The organism is Pseudomonas corni (assembly GCF_057128765.1).
Genome location: NZ_JBSKHW010000012.1, coordinates 15,737 through 30,886, shown reverse-complemented (window position 1 = coordinate 30,886; position 15,150 = coordinate 15,737). Strand labels below are relative to the sequence as shown.

Sequence of the window (15,150 nt, the reverse complement as noted above, 5' to 3'; positions counted from 1 at the left end):
CGCCATGACTGCCATTTCGTGGCGCACTGTGAATAGACAGTAGCAGATCACTTTGGTGCTGGCGTGAGGCCATCTTCACGCAACAATTCAAGGAACTGCTCCGGTGGTACGGCGGCGCAGATCAAAAAACCTTGAACCTGATCGCAGCGAATCTTGCGCAGAAACGCCAATTCAGCGGACGTTTCGACCCCTTCAGCGGTGACTGTCAGCCCCAGTTTGTGACTCAGTTCTACGATGCTCTGCACGGCTGCGGCCAAGCTTTCGTTGTCGGCACAACCGTGAACCAGCGAGCGGTCGATCTTAAGCTCGCTGAACGGCGTCGAGACCAGATTGAAATACGAGCTGAAGCCTTTGCCGAAGTCATCCTGCGCCAGGCCGAAACCCATCATTCGCAGGCGACAGGCCCCTGCGTAATAGTCACTGAGCGCTTGGGTGGTTGAGGTTTCCAGCAGCTCGAAACAGATCGAACCGGGCTCGGCACCGTTTTCCACAACCCTGGCGCGCAATCGGTCCGCCAGGTCGTGGCTTGCGAGCAGATGGGTGGGCAGGTTCACCGAAACCGGTACGTCATAGCCTCGACGCCGCCATTGCGATTGAACGTCAAGCGTCTGATCGAGCATCGACCACAGTAGATTTTCTTCCAGCTCCAGTTGCTGCATACCCGGCAGGAAATCTCCCGGCATGACCAAACCCAAGTCAGGATGCTGCCAACGCACCAATGCTTCGGCGCTGCAAACCCGGCCGTTATCCAAGGACTTCTTGGGCTGAAACCAGGGCTGCATCTGCCCGCTGCGCAGGGCGTGCAACAGCTGCTGCCGATCAGGATGCAGCGGGCGAATGGACGGTCTGCTGTGTGTTTGGCACAGGCCATCCAGACTGTCGCGCAGTTCACGAGCCGCTGCCGGGTCCACCGGTTTGGAAATCAGCGCCAATACCTTCAGACCGAGATTTTTCGCCACCAGCCCGGCACTGATCAACATCCTTCGGGACGCCACGCTCATCAGCGCCAGCGCAGGGGGATCGGGGAGCCTTGCGATGTTCTGGATCAGTTGCACGCCGTCCATGCCCGGCATGAACAAGTCGCTGATCACCAGATCGTAGGCACCGGATTGCAGACGCTGCAGAGCCGTCGCGCCATCCCACACCGTCTCCACCTTGAAGCCATCGAGTTCACTGAACAGGTGCAGCAAATACTCGTGCTGAAAGGGATGATCTTCAACGATCAAAACCCTGTAAGGCCTCAATAGTCTGCCCTCTGATAGGGTTCCAGACAGGCATAAAGCTCGCTCAAGGCAAAGGGTTTGATCAGGCATTGGTTCATGCCGGCTTCCAGGCAACGCTCGCCTTCTTCGCGCATTGCGTTGGCGGTCGCGCCGATGATCGGCAAGGCGCAATTCTGATGACGTAGCTGAGCGGTTAGCTCATAGCCGTTCATGCGCGGCATGTTGATGTCGGTCAGCACCAGATCGAATGAGGAGTTTCGCCACAGCTCCAACGCTGCCAGCCCATCGTGGGCCAGCTCGACGGTGCAGCCCAGTTCCTCTAACTGATCGCGCAGGATCAACTGATTGATGACGTTGTCTTCAGCCACCAGCACATGAATACCCAGATTGAACACCGGACGGCTTTGCGCAGGTTCTTGTTGCGACGAAGCCGTTTGCCCCTGGGCCGAGGCGATCGCTCGGCGCAGCCCTTTCAGGTAATTGAAACTGACCGCCCCGGCAACCTCGCCCAACTCAGTGCCGTGCATATCACCCACCGCCATCACGCGCGCGCCCTTCCACTGTGGCGCCAGCATCCCTTGCAGCCTGCCAGGATGAAGTTCGAGGAGCACCGAATCGGTTTGCCCCTGAGCGGTCTCAGGAACGCCGACTTGCGCCCGTGCTCCCCAGCGACGTAGCCAGCCGCACAGGCTTTGGGCCAATTCGCGAACGGGCGAAACGACGAAGATCGCCTCAGGCTTGAGCTCATCGTCGAATGCCTGGGCGTCGGAGTCCGCCAACTGTTCCAGCGAAAGTCTCAGCGTAAAACTGCTGCCAAGCCCCGGTTCGCTGACGACCCGCATGGTGCCGTTCATCAAGTGCATCAAGCGCTTGCAGATGGACAGCCCCAGCCCTGTTCCTGCGACCACATTGGTATGGCCGTCGCCCTGATAGAAAGGCTCGAACAGATGTTGTTGATCGTGGTGGCTAATGCCCATGCCAGTGTCTGATACCTGCCAGTTCAGCATGACGCGCTCGCCATCCCGGCTTTCGAGTTTGACGCGCAAAATGATCCGACCGTTGTCGGTGAACTTCAAAGCGTTGTTGAGCAGGTTATTCAGGATCTGCCGAATTCGCGTTGCATCGCCCTTGAGCCAGCTCGGCAACTGCGGATCTATGCAGGCGAACAATTGCAGCCCTTTGCTGTGAGCCGCAGCGGCGTAGCCATGGATCGCTTCCTCGATAAGCGTCAGCGGTGCGAAACGGCTGCATTCCAGTTGCAGTTGCCCCGCCTCGATCCGCGATACGTCCAACACGTCGCAGATCAGTTGCAGCAAGTTGGCAGAGGACCCTTCGATGGCTTTGAGGTAGCTATTTTGCTGGGCGCTCAACTCGGTGCGCGCCAGTAGCTCCAGCGTGCCGAGCACCCCATAAAGCGGGGTACGGATTTCATGGCTCATGGTGGCCAGAAACAGCGTCTTGGCTTCATTGGCCGCATCGGCCAGATGTCGCGCCTGCTCCAGCGCCAGCTCAACCTGCTTGCGTGCACTGATGTCGCTGAACGCGCAAATCAGCACGTCCTCGCGCTCGTACCGCGTGGGCGCAAAACTGAGTGACAGGTGGCGGCCGTCAATCAGTTGCAACTCATCAGTACTGCTGTGCGCGACCTCGTCAAAACCGCGACGAATCCAGTCGTGGCAGAGATGCTGGCATTCATCGCTGTCAGCCAGCCATTGGCGATACAGCGGATTGGCCAGCACCACTGCGCCATCCTGACGACGCAGAACACAGAGCGCCACGGGAGCGACCTGGATCACTGCGCGACTGAAGGCTTCACTTTCGACCAATGCCTCGATGCGATGGCCCGCCGGAATGATCAGCCGCTGATCGATACGGCGAACCAGACAATACATCAGCCAACTCAGTACCCCACACAGCAACAGGCTGATCAGCAACGGCAGGACCAGAACCGGTAGCAGGGAGCGGATGTCGATGGCGTAGATAATTTGCCAGTCCGAATACCCCAGCTGTTTGCGGATCGCCAAGTGATCGGGCAGCCAGTCGCGACCGACAAACCCGAACGACTGTGGTGCTGGCAGTTGCTCACGGCTCAGACTTGAAGACGGGTCTTGGGCGCTGTCAAAAATCAGCTGCCCTTGGGCGTTTAGCAACATGAACTGACCTGCGTCTTCGTTACGCAGCGCACTCAACAGATCTGGCGATTCCACCTCCAGACCGAGCCATCCGGACTGGGCGCTGCGCTCATCCAGTCGAGTGAAGATGTACAGCGGTGAGTCCTCACGCTGCGGGTCCGTTAGCCACAGATCATCGTCGGCAAGATTGCTGTCCGCCGGAGACTGGCGCAGTTGCGCCAGCAAGTAAGACGGGACGACGGAAACCGGCGCCCGAGCAGTAAACAACCGCACCACCGCATCGCGGTCGACTTCGTCCACGTACAACAGATTGACCTTGTTCTGCCGCAGGTAGCCAATCATGCGTTTGGTCAGCCACAGGCTCCAGGTTTGCTGCCCTGCGCCCAATCGGATATGGACCTCTTCCCCTGCCACGGCACTGGCGCTTTGCACCGGTTCGGTGACATTGCGCACCGCCGCCAGCCCCAGCGTTTTGAGCAGCGTTTGACGACTGACGAAAAAACTCTGCGCGTCCGAGATAGCGGCATTCATGTAACTGCGCCGACGGGAGATTTCATCGCTCAACGTCGAATTCAGGTAGCTGAAGGCAAATGCGTACACGCCCATCACCAAAGCGATGGCAAACAAGTGCAATAACTTGCGCGCAGCTTTGGGCGTTGAGAACGAAGGATCGAGCGGGTGAATGAATTGGCGTAGTTTCATGCGCGTAACTTAGGACTGGTTACACGAATGAGGAATAAGACGATTCTTAAAGTATGAACATAGCAGCCATCTGTAGGAGCGAACTTGTTCGCGATACGGTGTGTCTGACCCACCGCTTGAAACCGCCTCGCCAACAAGTTGGCTCCTACAGAGTTACCGGTGTCGTGCCCATTCTGTAGGAGCGAACTTGTTCGCGAGACAATACATCTGGTTCACCGCTTGAAACCGCCTCGCCAACAAGTTGGCTCCTACAGAGTTTCGGCGTGCCCGTGGTAAAGATGCCAATTAATTAAGAATCGTCTGATGTTCCAGAACGGTGACTCCGGCGAGTATTGCTTCGCGCCACACCTTAACGAACTCACCCGGCCAACTCATGCCGGTCTTCTCTGGAGTATTAATGATGAAAAAGAATGTAATCGGTCTCGCTGTTCTGTCTTGCCTGTTCGCAGCCGGCGCCGCCAACGCTGCAGACGGCACGATCAACTTTACCGGTAGCGTGCTGGCTACGGCTTGTACGGTAAATGCTCAAACGGCCACGCAAAGTGTTGAGCTGGGCAGCGTCGATGCGAGCGGCTTTACCAGTGCAGGTAAAGTCGCGGGTGCGACCCGTTTTAATATCACTCTGGCGTCGTGCCCGGACACGATTACCAAAACCAGCGTGAAATTCGACGGCACGCCTGACGCCACCAACAGCAGCCTGTTGGCCCTGACTTCAGGCCAGACGGCGACCGGTCTGGCCGTTGCGATCTATGAGGCGGACGGCACGACTTTGATTCCAATGCAAACCGCTTCGGCAGCCAAAGACATACCGACCGATGCAACCAGCACAACCATGACTTTCATCGCCAAGTACATGTCCACGGCGGCAACAGTGGGCGCGGGTACTGCCGCGGCGTCGACCAGTTTCACCATCGCTTACAACTAAAACTCCGGCCGCGAGGCATCCCCTCGCGGCTGCTTTTTCCGGTCAAGGATTTCTGCACGAGAAATACATATGAAAACCTGGAAAGCATTGATCTTCGCAATCAGCACTGTGTGGCTGACGCTGCAAACAGCTCAAGCGGGCGTGGTAGTCGGCGCTACCCGCGTGATTTATAACGGTGGGGCACGCGAGTCCAGCCTGAACCTGCGCAACCCGGATAAATCGCCCTACCTGATTCAATCCTGGGTGGAAAACACGCAAACCGGCGCGCACAGCAAGGCTCCGTTTCTGATGACGCCGCCTTTGTTTCGACTGGACGCAGGCAATGAGAACGTCTTGCGGATCGTGCGTACAGGTGGGCAACTCCCGGACAATCAGGAATCGGTGTTCTGGATCAACGTGATCTCCATTCCGGCCAACGAGAAGTCCGATAAAAACCTGCTGCAAATCACCGTAAAGACCCAGATAAAACTGTTTTATCGCCCTGCCGGGCTGTCTGCACAACTCGCAGAGCAAGCGTATAAAGCGTTGGAGTTCAAACGCGTTGGCAATCAACTTCAAGTGCATAACCCGACGCCGTTCTATATTTCGTTCTACGAACTCAAATACGCCGAAAAAGTAATAGACGAAGCCAAAATGATTGCACCGAACACGACTCAACAATGGCCAATATCACGTACAACCGGGACAGGCTCCGTTAGTTGGCAAGCCATTACCGACTACGGTGGCTTGACCCCGATTCTTCGTTCTGCACTGTAGCGCGGCTTCGCAAATACCTTCTGTAACAGCCTTTAACTTCTGAGCAGTCAGTTGTTGAGCAGGCTCGCTGCTGCTTAAAACTTATTGAAGAGAGTTATTGCCGTGCGTAACGCCATCTTGAGTTTCAAGTTTTCCAGACTTCATAAAACATCGAAAAAAGCGGTCGGATTAGCCGCGCTGGTCACTGTTTCGCCGATGGCTTTGAGCGCGGACTACTTCAACCCAAACGCGCTAGAGCGAAACGTCGCCACACAAGGCATGGTCGATCTTGATCAATTTTCCAATGCAGGCTCGCAGGTGCCGGGCGTTTATCGGGTGGATATCTACTTGAACGGCAGCAGGATTGAAACCACCGATGTGAGCTTCACTCTCCTCAAGGGACAACTCCAGCCGCAGATCAGCCGTGATCAATTACAGAAGATGGGCGTAAAGGTTGAAGCCTTTCCCACGCTGCAGGCGTTGGGGCAAGACAGCGAAGTTGAAGACATTGGGCTGCACATTCCTTTGGCCAGCTACACCTTCAATTTTGGACAGCAGCGTCTGGACATCAGCATTCCACAGGCCGCACTGAAAACCGAAGCTCGGGAATTTGTCGATCCGGCATCGTGGGATCAAGGGCTGCCAGCTGTGCTGTTCAACTACGCCTACAGCGGTTCAAACACCCGTTACGACAATCGCTCGGGCACGGGCCGAAACTCCTACCTGAGTTTGCACAGCGGCACCAACATCGGCGCCTGGCGTTTGCGCAATTACTCCACTTACAGCGACGACGGCAGGGGCAATAAACACTGGGGCGCAATCAACACGTACGCCCAGCGGGATATCCAACCGCTCAAGGGGCAACTGACCCTGGGAGAAAGCTTTACTCCCAGCGATGTCTTCGACAGCGTTCAGTTTCAGGGTGTCCAGCTGGCTTCTGATGACAACATGCTGCCCGACAGTCTGAAGGGTTTCGCACCCGTGGTTCGTGGCATCGCCCAGAGCAACGCACAAGTCACGGTGCGCCAGAACGGCTACATCATTTATCAAACGTACGTGGCGCCCGGCGCATTCGCGATCACCGACCTTTACCCCACCTCATCAAGTGGCGATCTGGAAGTGATCATCAAGGAAGCCAACGGCACAGAGCGTCGTTCGGTCCAGCCGTTTTCCTCGGTGCCAACGATGGTCCGTGAAGGTCAGCTCAAATACTCGGCCACCGCCGCGAAATTTCGCAGCCAGACCGAGGGCGCCCGCACTCCGACGTTTGTGCAGTCCACGCTGATCTTCGGCCTGCCCGCGGACACTACGCTGTATGGCGGCATGCTCGGCGCTGAAAATTATGGCTCGCTGGCCGTTGGTGTCGGGCATGGTTTCGGTGATATCGGGTCGTTGTCATTTGATGTCACCCAGGCCCGTGCCGAGCTGTCGGATGGCACCCGTCACCAGGGCCGCTCGTTTCGGGTGCAATACGCCAAAGACATCAAACAGACTGGCACCTCGTTCACGCTCGCCGGTTACCGCTACGCCACCAGCGGTTTTTATGATTTCCGGGAAGCCAACGAAATCGGGGCGGATGACGACTCTTCCTGGCGCAGTCTTTACAACAAACGCAGCAAGACGCAGTTGAATGTCAGTCAGGCACTGGACAGTTACGGCAGTATTTATGTGTCGGGCTATCAGCAAACCTTTTGGGGCAAGACCGGCTACGAACGCAACGTCAGCACCGGATATAACTTCAGTCACTCCGGGGTCAATTACAACTTCAGCTACACCTACTCAGCTTTGCCGGTGGGGCGCGGCAATCAAACCGATCAACAACTGGCGTTCAGCGTTCAGATCCCGCTCGACCGATTGCTGCCACGAAGCTGGGCAAGCTACAGCGTCAGCTCTAGCAAAAAGGGCGAAACCGTGCAGCAGGTGGGGATCAATGGCACCGCGCTGGCGGACAACAACCTCAGCTACAGCGCACAGCAAAGTCGCGGAACCCATACCGCCAGCAGCGGAAACCTGAGCACTAATTACAAAGGATCTTTTGGGGATACCACCGCCAGTTACAACTACGGCGACGGAATGCAGCAAGTGACGTATGGCGTTCAGGGTGGGGTCGTGGTCCACCCCTATGGCGTCACGCTTTCCCAGCCATTGGGTGACACCGTTGCGCTGGTCCGAGCGCCAGGCGCCAGCGACGTCAGAGTCCAGAGCAATCCCGGCATCCACACCGATTCCCGAGGATATGCGGTGGTGCCCTACGTCAGCGCCTACCGCAAGAACCGTATTTCGCTGGATACCCAGTCGATGGGGGACGGCGTTGATATTGCGGGCACCACGCAAACCGTTATCCCGACCCAAGGCGCGGTGGTGCTGGCCAACTTTGATACCCGGGTGGGCAGCCGCGTGATGATGACCGTTTCCCATCACGGCAAGCCCGTGCCGTTCGGCGCCACTGCACAGGTCCTGCAAAGCGGTGATCAGACCTCGCCCAACACCGGCATTGTCGGGAGTGACGGGGAGGTTTATCTGAGCGGCGTGCCTGACAAAGGTCGGCTCGCACTCAAGTGGGGAAGCGGTTTGGAAAAGCGCTGTGAAGCGGACTTTGCATTGCCGCGCGCTGCTGCCGATTCAACACAGCAACCCTATTCCGCGGTATTGACTGCAAGCGCCGCCTGCCAATGAGGAAGTCAAAGATGAAGCTCACATCAAGCGTATTACGTTGTGCGCCATGGATGCTACTCGCGGCTGTCACGTTGTGGTCAGCGCCGTCGATGGCTACGTGCTCGGGCTCAAGCTCCACCACGATACAAATCCCGACGCTGGTGGTTGCTCGTGATGCACCGATCGGCAGTCTGGTGGCCGAAGGCACCTCAAGCGCGCTTGAAGGGTTTACCTGCACCGGCACCATCGGCTCTCAACAGTTGGGCATCAAGAGTCGGGGCACAGCGTCGGGCTTGACCACTGCGCAAGGCGCGATCATTTATCGGCTGGGAGCGCAGTCCACCGGGCTCGGCTATGCCATTCAAGGCACCGGCGTGGGAGTTTGCCCAGGTGTCACGGCTTACGACGATGGCGTCGCGCCGTTGATCGGCTCGGCCTCATTCAACAAGCTGCTGTGTGACTCCGGCGCCAGCCGCTTCACCACTCCGATCTCGGGCACCATGACGTTCAAGATCTACAAAATTGCCGACAGCGTCCCGGGAGGCAACATCGCCAGCCAGGCGTTGGCAGCTTTCATTTTGCGCTCGGATAACGCGTGGGCGGTTCCGGAAGCCCCCGTTTACATCAGCGCCGTCAATGTTTCAGTTGCTGCCTGCGCGGTGACCAACAAAAGTATCGTTGTGCCCATGGGCAGCGTGAATACCACTGACTTCGCGGGCGAAGGCAGCACCGCCGGCACAAAGGGTTTCGAAGTACCGCTTAGCTGCGATGCAAATACCAAGGTCAGCATCACGTTGAATGCAGGCGGCGCAGGCGCTTCGGACAGCGCACAGGGGATTTTAAATCTGGACAGCGCCGAATCGGCCACTGTGGCCACCGGCGTCAAGTTGCAAATGCTGTACAACAATGCGCCATTGGTACTGAATACACCGATCCAGACAGGGACAACCCCCGCTGAAGGCGCTTACATAATCCCCTTCAAGGCGCGTTACTACCGCACGGCGGGGTCAATCAGCGCCGGACAAGCCAACGCCAGCGCCACCTTGACCATCAGCTATCAGTAATCACCACACCCACCGGGTTTGATGCGATCCGCCGTTGCCCCGTGACAACGGCGCTCGGGTCCAATAGATTAGGCCCCCCGAAACGCCCCACGGGTTTCGCGCCTCAACCCCAGTTAATGAAGTAGTGAATGTCCAATGTCTGATTCCAATACCGATGCCGCCGTGACGTCCTTGTCTTCCAAGCAGGAATACGAGAACGCCATCAATCTTTCACAGCACGTGCCGCAGGCGAAAATCGTCAGTGAAATGGTGCTCGACGCTTTCCAGACCGCAAAGGAAAGCGATCAGATTCGTGAGCTTCGGGTTGCCATTCGTCAGGCACATGATCAGTTCGACGACGATAAAGCCTATGACCTGATGGGCGAGCTCAAGCAGCTCAAGGACGCAGAAGCGTCGGACATGGCCGCACTGGAAGACCTCAGCACCAAGTTCCCGATCAGCCGGATTTTGTCCTGCTACAAGGACGATCCGTCGTTTCAGGAATTGGTCTACAACCTCGCGCTGCGCGTGTTGAACCAGACGCACCAGGCTGTGAGCAATCCCAATCCTGGCAAAGGAAAAGTGGCTCGCGCCAAGAAAGACATCGAAGTGTTCGTCATCACCAAGGACGACATCAGCGTCACCCTGCCGCTGCGCAACCCACGCTCCAAGCCTTACGTTGACCGGGAAACCTACGAGTTCCTGGGCTTCTCATTCGTGGGCGAAGGCGACGAAGCCGAGCTGCAAAGCGAAGTGTTCGTGGACAAGGACGGCAACGAACAGCCAGCGACGCGCAAGAATATCGTCACAGCGATTCAACAGCAGACCGCGTTTGACGGGTATAGCGTGGTTCAGCAGTGATATAGATAGACAGCCCCCTTTTTGGGGGCTATTCAGCAGTTAGCTATCGCTTTTTCGCATCTTCATACACGTCGCCACGCTCCCGCCTGCCAACCGCAACCACTGTCACAACAATCCGCTCATCCTCGACCCGGTAAACGAGTCGGTATCCAGCGCTTCGTAACTTGATTTTGTAATGATCGGCCATCCCGTGTAGAGCATCTGCTGGCATTCGGGGCAATTGCAGACGCTGAGCGAGCTTTTTCTTCATTTGCTCGCGAATCGTGTGACCCAGCTTTTCCCATTCTTTCAGTGCCGATGGTAGAAATTGAAGCTTATAGGTCATTGATATCGACCGGCACCGCCTTCTCGTGTTCGCGGGATTTAATCAGCTCAACCAAATCAAGATCATCCAGGCGCTCCATCATTGCCTCGAAAACCGCGGCCGGCACCATGTAACCCATGACACGGTTGTGATTGAGCACCGCGACAGGCATGCCGTGCGCTCCGCTCAGCACAGCGGAAGGGTTTTTCTTAAGCTCGGAGACGCTGACGACCTGGTTGGCCAAAACGTTTTGCATTTATTAAGCCCTCAAATAAGGTCGCTATATTGGTCTTTTTTTGCGTGTGCATCAACGCCTCTCGCGGAGGACTTACTCGACTGCCTGCTATGAACCCGACGCGAGAAGCCACCGCGTCATGCCCACGCTCACTCGCCCCTCACGTTCTGCTAACGTCGATCCAGATTCCAACGACAACAGCGCACTCGCCGGAGCAGCCCTTACCGTTGTGCTCTATACCCAACTGCACCTGTATTGGTGATCGTCCTCGCTCTGCTTGTGCCATAAATTCGCAACAGGGGACCTGAAATCCATGTCTGATTCCACACTGCCGCGTAACGGCGGCCAGATTCTCGTTCAAGCGCTGATTCGAAACGCGGTCGATACCCTCTACTGCGTGCCTGGGGAAAGTTATCTGCCAGTGCTCGACGCGCTGCATGACACACCCGCCATTCGCACCATCGTCACTCGTCACGAAGGCGCCGCCTCCAACATGGCCGACGCCTACGGCAAATTGACTGGTCGGCCCGGCATCTGTTTCGTGACTCGCGGCCCCGGCGCGGCCCACGCCAGCAACGGCGTACACACCGCCAGGCAAGATTCGACGCCGATGATTCTGTTCATCGGACAGATCGAAGGCGGCTTCAAGGGGCGAGAAGCGTTTCAGGAAGTGGACTACACGCAGATGTTCGGAGGCCTGGCGAAATGGGCCACCGAGATCGACAGCATCGAGCGCATTCCGGAGATTGTCAGTAAGGCATTCAGCATCGCCATGTCTGGTCGCCCTGGGCCGGTGGTGATTGCGCTGCCGGAAGAAATCCTCTTCGGTTCAGCCGTGGTCGCCGATGCCGCGCCCGTACGCATCGCGCGCTCGGCCCCTGATCCAGCGGCCCTTGAAGAGCTGCGAATGATGCTCGCCGCCGCCAAAAAGCCGCTGGTGATCGTCGGCGGCACAGGCTGGGACGCGGATGGCGCTGAGGCCCTCAAGCGCTTCGTACATGCGAACAAGTTGCCGGTCGCGGCCTCTTTTCGCCGTCAGGACCTGTTCGATAACCGCGACCCGCATTACGTCGGCCAAATCGGGTTGGGCACCTCGCCAAAACTGATCGAGCGTGTGAAAAGTGCTGATCTGTTGCTGGTTATCGGCTCGCGCTTGAGCGAAACCGTGTCAGCTGGGTATACGCTGATCGAAAGCCCGACGCCTAAGCAACCGATGATTCATGTACATCCCGATCCTGAGGAGCTGAATCGCGTCTACCAGCCGACGCTGCCGATCAACGCGGCCATGAGCACCTTCGCCAAAGCCGTCGCGCAGATCGAACCGGTGACCAGCGATGCATGGAAAGACTGGACTGAATCTGCCCGCGCCGATTACATCGAGCACTCCACCCCGCCGCTGCCGCACCCGCAGTTGGCCGGCGTTGACATGGGATCGGTGGTCGCGCATTTGAATGAAGTGCTGCCAGACGATGCCGTCATCACCAACGGCGCGGGCAATTACACGGTCTGGGTCCACCGGTTCTATCGTTACCGCCAGCCCGGCACCGAACTTGCGCCCACTAACGGCGCCATGGGCTACGGTTTTCCGGCGGCCATTGCCGCCAAACTGAAAGATCCTGCGCGTAGTGTGATCTGCTTTGCTGGCGATGGCTGCTTCATGATGTACCCTCAGGAGCTGGCCACGGCGATGCAATTCAAGGCGCCGCTGGTGGTCATCGTGGTGAATAACGGCATGCTTGCGACCATTCGCATGCATCAGGAGCGTGAATATCCGGGACGCGTATCTGCCACTGAGCTGGTCAATCCCGATTTCATCGCTTTTGCCAAATCCTTCGGGGCTCATGCCGAGCGTGTCGAACGCAGCGAAGATTTTCCGGCGGCTTTCCAGCGAGCACAACACGCTGGCGTCGCGGCGCTGATCGAATTGCGTGTAGATCCTCGGCAGATCACACCCCAGGCTCGTCTAGATTAAGAGGTGTTCAACGATGCAGATTCTTGGTGAAACGATCATTGGTCAACGCTCGGTCCGGGGCGACGCGGGTGAAGTATTCGCCCTGGCAGCGGCAACCGGCGAAAAACTGGAGCCCACGTTTGGCGCCAGCAGCCAAGCCGATGTCGACACGGCTTGCGAGCTGGCAGAGTCGGCATTTGACTCGTACCGCCAGTTGCCCGATGAGCGTCGTGCGCAATTTCTGGACACTATCGCGCAAGGCCTGCTTGATCTGGGCGACACCCTCATCGATCGCGTTCATCAGGAAAGCGGCCTGCCAAAACCGCGTCTGGTAGGCGAGCGGATGCGCACCGTCAACCAACTGAAACTGTTCGCCAGCCTGGTGCGCGACGGTCGCTGGCACGGCGCGGTCATCGACAATGCATTGCCGGATCGCGCGCCACTGCCAAGGGCGGACCTGCGCCTGCGTCGCATCGGCTTGGGCCCTGTTGCGGTATTCGGCGCGAGCAACTTTCCCTTGGCGTTTTCGGTCGCGGGCGGCGATACCGCATCGGCGCTCGCCGCAGGTTGCCCGGTGATCGTCAAGGCGCATCCGGCACACTTGGGCACCAGCGAACTGGTAGGCCGCGTAATTCAAAAAGCCGCCTACGACACCAACATGCCTGCTGGCGTGTTTTCGATGCTGATCGATAAAGACATTTCCGTGGGCCAGGCACTGGTCAGCCATCCGCTGATTTCGGCGGTAGGTTTTACCGGCTCCCGCCGCGGTGGTTTGGCGCTGGTCGCCGCCGCACAAGCACGGCCGGTGCCGATTCCGGTCTACGCCGAAATGAGCAGCATCAACCCCGTGTTTCTGCTGCCGGCGGCGTTGTCGGCACGCGCGGACAGCATCGCCAAGGGCTTCGTCGAATCCCTTGTCATGGGCGCCGGGCAGTTCTGCACCAACCCCGGCATTCTGCTGGCCCTTGAAAGCGAGGCATTGGAAAGCTTCGTATCAGCCGCTGCCACGGCGCTGTCTGACAAGTCGCCCACCACCATGCTGACGCCCAACATTCATGGTGCCTACTGCAACGGTCTGAATAACCTGCATAACGCGTCAGGAGTTCATCTGGTCGCCGAAGGCAAAGAAGCCGAAGGCTCGTATCAGGCGCGTCCGGCATTTTTCCGTACTGACTCGGCCACCTTCCTCGCCAACCCCGGCCTGGAAGAAGAAAACTTCGGTCCGAGTGCGTTGTTGATCGTCTGCAAGGACGTCGACGACCTGCGTAACGTGGCGACGAAATTCGCCGGGCAATTAACCGTGACGCTGCACTTTGACGAAGGCGATCAAGCGATCGCGCAAGCGCTGATGCCGACGCTGGAGCGCAAGGCGGGGCGCATTCTGTTCAACGACTTCCCCACTGGGGTCGAGGTAAGTTACGCGATGGTGCACGGCGGGCCGTTCCCGGCCACATCAGACAGCCGCAGCACGTCGGTGGGCGCAACCGCAATCGACCGGTTTCTGCGTCCGGTTTGCTACCAAAGCGTGCCGGATTCGCTATTGCCGCCGGCGCTGCGGCAGGGCAATCCGCTGGACACCTGGCGCCTGGTCGATGGTCAGTTGACCAAGGGCTGAACCATGCGATGGCGGGGTGTCGAGCAATTCGGCGCCCCGCCAAGTCCCATCCCTCGTCTGAAATGTCTGAGGTTCAAGGTGCAGAACGTGGGAGCACCTCGCCTTTCACTTCATCGCCAATCACCAGGAAATGCCCACCGGCCACGTGATGCACGGTGCGCAGTTCGTCATGGCCCTGAAAATGCCAATGCCCGTCGGAGAACACGCGCTCGTCAGCAAAAGCCGCCACCACTTCGCCGATGAACAAATCGTATTGCCCCTGGTTATGCGGCTCAGGTAGCAGTCGGCATTCGAGCCATGCCGCGCAACCTTCCAGCAGGGGCGCATCGGTCAGCTCGCCCTGAAAGGTTTCGAGTGCGTAAGCGCTGAATTTGTCGAAGTCCTTTTCGCTGGAAATCTTGAGCCCCGAAGTTGAGCCTACGGTTTCGACGATATCGATCTGACTGATCGTCGGCACATTGATGACGAAGGTCCCGGACGCTTCCACCAGTTGCCGGGTCCATACCGACTTGTCCAACACCACAGTGACTTTCGGCGGTTCGAAATCAAGCGGCATCGCCCACGCAGCCGCCATGATATTGCGCTTGCCGTCGTGGGCAGCGCTGACCAATACGGTAGGACCGTGATTGAGCAGACGGTAGGCCTTAGCCAGCGGAACCGGACGACGATGAGATGCAGACATGAGGGACCCTGAAATAGAAAAGTCTGAAAGAGAAAAATCCTGACTCGGAAATTACAGTGTTTGCGCCGCTGGGAAAATGAGCGAAGC

General features: G+C 57.9%; 12 protein-coding genes. 7 read left to right on the top strand and 5 right to left on the bottom strand.

Annotated elements, in window-relative coordinates:
• Positions 1–47: 47 nt before the first annotated feature.
• Together pvrR and ACWKV9_RS18430 are read right to left on the bottom strand one after the other, a co-directional pair.
• Entirely contained in the window at positions 48–1,244 is a 1,197-nt protein-coding gene (gene pvrR / locus ACWKV9_RS18435) for a response regulator cyclic di-GMP phosphodiesterase PvrR (protein WP_483837569.1), read from the bottom strand.
• A complete protein-coding gene (locus tag ACWKV9_RS18430; protein ID WP_483837568.1) occupies positions 1,241–4,057 on the bottom strand; it encodes a response regulator in 2,817 nt (938 codons plus the stop codon). The genes pvrR and ACWKV9_RS18430 overlap by 4 nt, the downstream gene beginning before the upstream one ends.
• Positions 4,058–4,454: 397 nt before the next feature.
• Here ACWKV9_RS18430 and ACWKV9_RS18425 point away from each other — a divergent pair, with 397 nt between their 5' ends.
• The 5 genes from ACWKV9_RS18425 to ACWKV9_RS18405 all read left to right on the top strand — a co-directional run bounded on the left by ACWKV9_RS18425 (position 4,455) and on the right by ACWKV9_RS18405 (position 10,276).
• Positions 4,455–4,982, top strand: coding sequence for a fimbrial protein (locus tag ACWKV9_RS18425; protein ID WP_483837567.1), 528 nt, complete (start codon positions 4,455–4,457; stop codon positions 4,980–4,982).
• A 69-nt stretch (positions 4,983–5,051) separates the two neighbouring features.
• Positions 5,052–5,738 carry a fimbrial biogenesis chaperone gene (locus ACWKV9_RS18420; protein WP_483837566.1) on the top strand — a complete coding sequence of 229 codons (687 nt, stop codon included), beginning with the start codon at positions 5,052–5,054 and terminating at the stop codon, positions 5,736–5,738.
• A gap of 102 nt (positions 5,739–5,840) precedes the next feature.
• Entirely contained in the window at positions 5,841–8,393 is a 2,553-nt protein-coding gene (locus tag ACWKV9_RS18415) for a fimbria/pilus outer membrane usher protein (protein ID WP_483837565.1), read from the top strand.
• 11 nt (positions 8,394–8,404) lie between these two features.
• Complete coding sequence (locus tag ACWKV9_RS18410) at positions 8,405–9,436, top strand: fimbrial protein (protein ID WP_483837564.1); 1,032 nt, start codon at positions 8,405–8,407, stop codon at positions 9,434–9,436.
• A gap of 135 nt (positions 9,437–9,571) precedes the next feature.
• A complete protein-coding gene (locus tag ACWKV9_RS18405; protein ID WP_483837563.1) occupies positions 9,572–10,276 on the top strand; it encodes a hypothetical protein in 705 nt (234 codons plus the stop codon).
• Positions 10,277–10,319: 43 nt separating this feature from the next.
• Here the strand turns inward: ACWKV9_RS18405 and ACWKV9_RS18400 are convergent, their stop codons facing one another.
• Both ACWKV9_RS18400 and ACWKV9_RS18395 read right to left on the bottom strand, forming a co-directional pair.
• A complete protein-coding gene (locus tag ACWKV9_RS18400) occupies positions 10,320–10,601 on the bottom strand; it encodes a type II toxin-antitoxin system RelE family toxin (RefSeq protein ID WP_483837562.1) in 282 nt (93 codons plus the stop codon).
• A complete protein-coding gene (locus tag ACWKV9_RS18395) occupies positions 10,591–10,836 on the bottom strand; it encodes a type II toxin-antitoxin system Phd/YefM family antitoxin (RefSeq protein ID WP_483837561.1) in 246 nt (81 codons plus the stop codon). The genes ACWKV9_RS18400 and ACWKV9_RS18395 overlap by 11 nt, the downstream gene beginning before the upstream one ends.
• Before the next feature lie 292 nt (positions 10,837–11,128).
• Between ACWKV9_RS18395 and ACWKV9_RS18390 the strand changes: the two genes are divergently transcribed.
• Together ACWKV9_RS18390 and ACWKV9_RS18385 are read left to right on the top strand one after the other, a co-directional pair.
• Positions 11,129–12,787, top strand: a complete 1,659-nt coding sequence (locus ACWKV9_RS18390; protein WP_483837560.1) for a thiamine pyrophosphate-binding protein — start codon at positions 11,129–11,131, stop codon at positions 12,785–12,787.
• Positions 12,788–12,800: 13 nt separating this feature from the next.
• Complete coding sequence (locus ACWKV9_RS18385) at positions 12,801–14,381, top strand: aldehyde dehydrogenase (NADP(+)) (RefSeq protein WP_483837559.1); 1,581 nt, start codon at positions 12,801–12,803, stop codon at positions 14,379–14,381.
• 73 nt (positions 14,382–14,454) lie between these two features.
• On the opposite strand, the gene ACWKV9_RS18380 is transcribed toward ACWKV9_RS18385, so the two are convergent.
• Positions 14,455–15,063 (bottom strand): flavin reductase family protein, encoded by a 609-nt coding sequence (locus tag ACWKV9_RS18380; RefSeq protein WP_483837558.1) that lies wholly within the window; start codon positions 15,061–15,063, stop codon positions 14,455–14,457.
• Positions 15,064–15,150: the final 87 nt, after the last annotated feature.

Excerpts from the sequence above, each read along its gene's own strand:
- ACWKV9_RS18430 (WP_483837568.1), bottom strand. The coding sequence starts at position 4,057 with ATGAAACTACGCCAATTCATTCACCCGCTCGATCCTTCGTTCTCAACG.
- ACWKV9_RS18425 (WP_483837567.1), top strand. The coding sequence starts at position 4,455 with ATGATGAAAAAGAATGTAATCGGTCTCGCTGTTCTGTCTTGCCTGTTC.
- ACWKV9_RS18420 (WP_483837566.1), top strand. The coding sequence starts at position 5,052 with ATGAAAACCTGGAAAGCATTGATCTTCGCAATCAGCACTGTGTGGCTG.
- ACWKV9_RS18410 (WP_483837564.1), top strand. The coding sequence starts at position 8,405 with ATGAAGCTCACATCAAGCGTATTACGTTGTGCGCCATGGATGCTACTC.
- ACWKV9_RS18405 (WP_483837563.1), top strand. The coding sequence starts at position 9,572 with ATGTCTGATTCCAATACCGATGCCGCCGTGACGTCCTTGTCTTCCAAG.
- ACWKV9_RS18400 (WP_483837562.1), bottom strand. The coding sequence starts at position 10,601 with ATGACCTATAAGCTTCAATTTCTACCATCGGCACTGAAAGAATGGGAA.
- ACWKV9_RS18395 (WP_483837561.1), bottom strand. The coding sequence starts at position 10,836 with ATGCAAAACGTTTTGGCCAACCAGGTCGTCAGCGTCTCCGAGCTTAAG.
- ACWKV9_RS18390 (WP_483837560.1), top strand. The coding sequence starts at position 11,129 with ATGTCTGATTCCACACTGCCGCGTAACGGCGGCCAGATTCTCGTTCAA.
- ACWKV9_RS18385 (WP_483837559.1), top strand. The coding sequence starts at position 12,801 with ATGCAGATTCTTGGTGAAACGATCATTGGTCAACGCTCGGTCCGGGGC.
- ACWKV9_RS18380 (WP_483837558.1), bottom strand. The coding sequence starts at position 15,063 with ATGTCTGCATCTCATCGTCGTCCGGTTCCGCTGGCTAAGGCCTACCGT.